General features: G+C 42.0%; 1 protein-coding gene (cut by a window edge). It reads right to left on the reverse strand.

Features of this window, described 5'->3' with window-relative positions:
• Positions 1–6,454: the end of a PKD-like domain-containing protein gene (locus ACKTTV_RS08440; RefSeq protein WP_408030389.1), read on the reverse strand. Its footprint extends 33,899 nt past the window's final position; 6,454 of the gene's 40,353 nt are visible here — the last part of the coding sequence; its start codon lies beyond the right edge, outside the window; the stop codon is at positions 1–3.

The raw sequence follows: 6,454 nt of genomic DNA on the forward strand, positions 1-6,454 counted from the left end.
TTATCTATTTATATAAACCCAACCCACTTTTGGTTCAGTTCCATCGCCAAGATCAAGAACATAGTAATATGTTCCAGATGGAAGCTTTTCTTCTGCTTGAATATTAAATCTTCCAGCGGAAGTTCCATCCCAACTATTGTCGTATCTATTTTTACTATAGACTAGGTTACCCCAGCGATTATAGATTTCTAAACGATTATTTTTATACTTATCTTCTGTGATACAAGCAATAACAAATGTATCGTTATCTCCATCTCCATTTGGTGTAAACTCATTAAATACAGTTAAACATTCCAAAGTTTCAGGATCTAAATAATCAGGAATACCATCACCATCAGAATCCATCGCATCTTCAGGAGCGCCATTACCATTACCATCGGCATTCTCATCGATAGTATCAATACCATCTCCGTCATCATCAGTATCTAAATAATCAGGAATACCATCACCATCGGTATCATCATCTCCAGAATTTCCATCTCCATTAATATCCTCTTCAGCAGTCAAAATACCATCACCATCATCATCTATATCTTGATAATCTGGGCTTCCATCGCCATCAGTATCAGGCACATCAGGTAAATCTCCTCCGTTATCCGGATCTACTGCATCCATCATTCCGTCTCCATCAGCATCTGTTGTATCATCGATCATACCATCGCCGTCACTATCTAAAGAAGCATCACTTCCTCCTTCTATTAAATCGGACATTCCATCATTATCACTATCTAAATCCTGATAATCAGAAACACCATCACCGTCAGTGTCTGGGGTAGTTGCAGAACTTCCTCCATTGTCTGGATCTACTGAATCTGCAATACCATCACCATCAGTATCTGTTTGATCATCAATAACGCCATCACCATCGGTATCTAAAGAAGCATCTGTTCCTCCTTCTGATAAATCAGACATTCCGTCATTATCACTATCTAGGTCTTGGAAATCAGGAATACCATCACCATCAGTATCTGTTGGGTTAGTCTTTCCACCAGAGTTAGGGTCCGAATCATCAGCATCAGCTGTATCTATAACACCGTCATTATCTGCATCTATCGTACTATCTAACATTCCATCGCCATCAGCATCTACTACGCTTACATCTTGACCACTTTCCTCAATATCTAAGATTCCATCACCGTCACTATCTAAATCTAAATGATCTGGAATTCCATCACCATCGGTATCTCTGTTTGGATCACCATCTTGTTCTACACTGTCTAAGATTCCGTCGTTATCATCATCTAAGTCGTCAATATCAGGAATACCATCACCATCAGTATCTGTTGACTCAGCATCTCCAAAGCCAACTAATCCATCTACTGAATCTGCAATACCATCACCATCACTATCAGTCTGATCGTCAATAACACCATCTCCATCAGCATCAAGATCTCCAGGAAGGTCTGAGTTGTTCGGTTCTTCCACATCTGGAGTTCCGTCTCCATCTTCATCTGGTAAGTTGTTACCATCTACTAAATCTCCGGTATCTATTTGACCATCATAATCAGAATCAGATCCTCCTGCTTCTACGACATCATTGATACCATCACCATCACTATCTAAGTCTTGATAATCTGGAAGTCCATCACCATCTGTATCTGGGGTACTTGATCCTGTTCCTCCATTATCTGGATCTACTGAATCTGCCAGTCCATCACCATCGGTATCTGTTTGATCATCAATCACTCCATCATTATCTACATCTAAACTAGGATCACTTCCGCCTTCTACTAAATCTGAGATTCCATCGTTATCACTATCGGTATCTTGGAAGTCTGGCATTCCATCGCCATCACTATCGGTTGGTGTAGTGCTTCCTCCTGCATTGATATCATTATCATCATTATCCGCTGTATCTACAATACCATCGTTATCAGCATCTATTGTGCTATCTAACATTCCATCGCCATCGGTATCTAATGTAGCAGCGTCTTGTCCACTTTCTACAATATCTAAGATTCCGTCACCATCACTATCTAAATCTAAATGATCTGGAATTCCATCACCATCGGTATCTCTATTTGGATCACCATCTTGTTCCACGCTATCTAAGATTCCATCATTATCAGAATCCAAGTCATGAATATCTGGAATACCATCACCATCGGTATCCGTTTGCTCTGCATCTCCAAAGCCGTCTAAGCCATCTACCGAATCTGCAATACCATCTCCGTCACTATCAGTTTGATCATCAATAACACCATCGCCATCTAAATCTAAACTTCCTGGTAGGTCTGGATTGTTTGGTTCTTCCACATCTGGAGTTCCATCACCATCACTATCTGGTAAATTGTTACCATCCACTAAATCTCCTGTATCTATTTGACCATCGCCATCTGCATCTGTTCCTCCTGCTTCTTCAACATCATTGATACCATCGCCATCACTATCTAAGTCTTGATAATCTGGAAGTCCATCTCCGTCGGTATCTGGGGTACTTGATCCTGTTCCTCCATTATCTGGATCTACTGAATCTGCCAGTCCATCACCATCGGTATCCGTTTGATCATCAATCACTCCATCATTATCTGCATCTAAACTTGGATCACTTCCGCCTTCTACTAAATCTGAGATTCCATCGTTATCACTATCTGTATCTTGGAAGTCTGGCATTCCATCACCATCACTATCGGTTGGTGTAGTACTTCCTCCTGCATTGATATCATTATCATCATTATCCGCTGTATCTACAATACCATCGTTATCAGCATCTACTGTACTATCTAACATTCCATCGCCATCAGTATCTAATGTAGCAGCGTCTTGTCCACTTTCTACGATATCTAAGATTCCGTCACCATCACTATCTAAGTCTAAATGATCTGGAATACCATCGCCATCGGTATCTCTGTTTGGATCACCATCTTGTTCTACACTGTCTAAGATTCCATCATTGTCAGAATCCAAGTCATGAATATCTGGAATACCATCACCATCGGTATCGGTTTGCTCTGCATCTCCAAAGCCATCTAAGCCATCTACTGAATCTGCAATTCCATCTCCGTCACTATCTGTTTGATCATCAATCACACCATCGCCATCTAAATCTAAACTTCCTGGTAGGTCTGGGTTGTTTGGTTCTTCCACATCTGGAGTTCCATCACCATCAGTATCTGGTAAATTGTTACCATCTACTAAATCTCCGGTATCTATTTGACCATCGCCATCTGCATCTGTTCCTCCTGCTTCTTCAACATCATTAATACCATCGCCATCACTATCTAAGTCTTGATAATCTGGAAGTCCATCGCCATCGGTATCTGGGGTACTTGATCCTGTTCCTCCATTGTCTGGATCTACTGAATCTGCTAGTCCATCTCCGTCACTATCAGTTTGATCATCAATAACGCCATCATTATCTGCATCTAAACTAGGGTCACCTCCGCCTTCTACTAAGTCTGAGATTCCATCGTTATCACTATCGGTATCTTGGAAGTCTGGCATTCCATCGCCATCACTATCGGTTGGTGTAGTACTTCCTCCTGCATTGATGTCATTATCATCATTATCCGCTGTATCTACAATACCATCATTATCTGCATCTACTGTGCTATCTAACATTCCATCTCCATCGGTATCTAATGCAGCAGCATCTTGTCCACTTTCTACAATATCTAAGATTCCGTCACCATCACTATCTAAGTCTAAATGATCTGGAATACCATCACCATCAGTATCTCTATTTGGATCACCATCCTGTTCTACACTGTCTAAGATTCCATCATTGTCAGAATCCAAGTCATGAATATCTGGAATACCATCACCATCAGTATCGGTTTGCTCTGCATCTCCAAAGCCTACTAAACCATCTACTGAATCTGCAATTCCATCTCCGTCACTATCTGTTTGATCATCAATCACACCATCGCCATCTAAATCTAAACTTCCTGGTAGGTCTGGGTTGTTTGGTTCTTCCACATCTGGAGTTCCATCGCCATCAGTGTCTGGTAAATTGTTACCATCTACTAAATCTCCTGTATCTATTTGACCATCGCCATCTGCATCTGTTCCTCCTGCTTCTTCAACATCATTAATACCATCGCCATCACTATCTAAATCTTGATAATCTGGAAGTCCATCACCATCACTGTCTGGTCCTGTTGATGAAGTTCCTCCGTTATCTGGATCTACTGAGTCTGGAAGTCCATCACCATCGGTATCAGTCTGATCATCGATCACTCCGTCATTATCTGCATCTAAACTAGGATCTCCTCCGCCTTCTACTAAGTCTGAGATTCCATCATTATCACTATCGGTATCTAAATAATCTGGTGTTCCATCGCCATCAGTATCTGTTGGATTCGTTGGATCAGTACCAACCTCTTCACTAGTTGGAATACCATCGCCATCATCATCTATATCTAATACATCTGGAATACCATCACCATCTGAATCATCTGGTCCATTTCCATCGCCATCTGCATCATATTCTGAACCATTACTAATACCATCACCATCACAATCACCTGTAGCTATTGCAAATGGATTCGGGATACATGGGTCTGTTGGGTTTGGATCAATCACATCACAAACACCATCACCATCAGTATCGGTTACATTTGGATTACATGGATCGGCTGGGTCTGGATCAATTGTATCACATACGCCATCATTATCTATATCTGTTGCATTTGGTATACATGGGTCTGTTGGATCCGGATCTACTGTGTCACAAACTCCATCACCATCGGCATCCGTATTGTCTGGTACACATGGGTCCGTTGGGTCCGGATCTACTGTATCACATACGCCATCATTATCCTCATCATTACTATTCGGATTACATGGATCTGCTGGGTCAGGATCTATCGTATCACAGATTCCATCACCATCGGCATCTGCACTATCTGGACTACATGGATCCGTTACATCAGGATCTACTGTATCACATACGCCATCGTTATCTTCATCATTACTATTTGGATTACATGGATCTGCTGGGTCTGGATCTACCGTATCACAAACTCCATCTCCATCTGCATCCGTATTGTTTGGTATACATGGATCGGTTGGATCGGGATCTACTGTGTCACATACCCCATCATTATCCTCATCATTACTATTTGGATTACATGGATCAGCTGGATCTGGATCTACTGTATCACAAATGCCATCACCATCAGCATCCGTATTATTTGGTACACATGGATCGGTTGGATCTGGGTCTACACTATCACATACGCCATCTCCATCTTCATCATTACTATTTGGATTACATGGATCCGCTGGATCGGGATCTACTGTATCACAAATACCATCTCCATCTGCATCTGCACTATCTGGGTTACATGGGTCTGTTACATCAGGATCAACTGTGTCACAAACACCATCATTATCTTCATCATTACTATTTGGATTACATGGATCCGCTGGGTCTGGGTCGATTGTATCACATACGCCGTCGCCATCTGCGTCCGTATTATCAGGACTACATGGATCATTTGGATCTGGATCTACTGTGTCACAAACACCATCACCATCACTATCCGTTCCATTTGGTACACATGGATCTGCTGGGTCTGGATCTACTGCATCACAGATTCCATCGCCATCCGCATCTGGTGCTCCTATCGGACATGGATCTGTAATATCTGGATCTACCGTATCACAAATGCCATCACCATCAACATCTGTTCCATTTGGTATACATGGATCCGTTGGATTTGGATCGATACTATCACACACGCCGTCGCCATCACTATCTGATCCGTTTGGACTACATGGGTCATTTGGATCAGGATCTACCGTATCGCATACCCCATCACCATCACTATCTAAAGCGTTTGGATCACATGGACTATTTGGATCAGGGTCTATTGTATCACAGATACCATCTCCATCTGCATCAGTTGCATCTGGAATACATGGATCCGTTGGATTTGGATCTACTGCATCACAATAACCGTCGCCATCCTCATCAGCACTATCTGGATTACATGGATTGTTTGGATCGGGATCGATCGTATCACAAATGCCATCACCATCAGCATCTGTTGCATCTGGAATACATGGATCCGTTGGATTTGGATCTACACTATCACAATAACCATCGCCATCCTCATCAGCACTATCTGGATTACATGGATTGTTTGGATCAGGATCAATCGTATCACAAATACCATCACCATCGGCATCTGTTGCATCTGGAATACATGGATCTGTTGGATTTGGATCTACTCCATCACAATAGCCATCACCATCTTCATCATTATTATTTGGGTTACATGGATCGGCTGGATCAGGGTCTATACTATCACATACACCATCATTATCGGCGTCTATTCCATTTGGAATACATGGATCGGTTGGATTTGGATCTACACTATCACAAACGCCATCGCCATCTTCATCATTCCCGTTCGGAATACATGGATCCGTTGGGTTTGGATCTACTGTATCACAAACACCATCATTATCTGCATCCGTTGCATCAGGGATACATGGATCGGTTGGA

The sequence above is a fragment of the Tenacibaculum xiamenense genome (assembly GCF_964513065.1).
GTDB classification, from domain to species: domain Bacteria; phylum Bacteroidota; class Bacteroidia; order Flavobacteriales; family Flavobacteriaceae; genus Polaribacter; species Polaribacter xiamenense.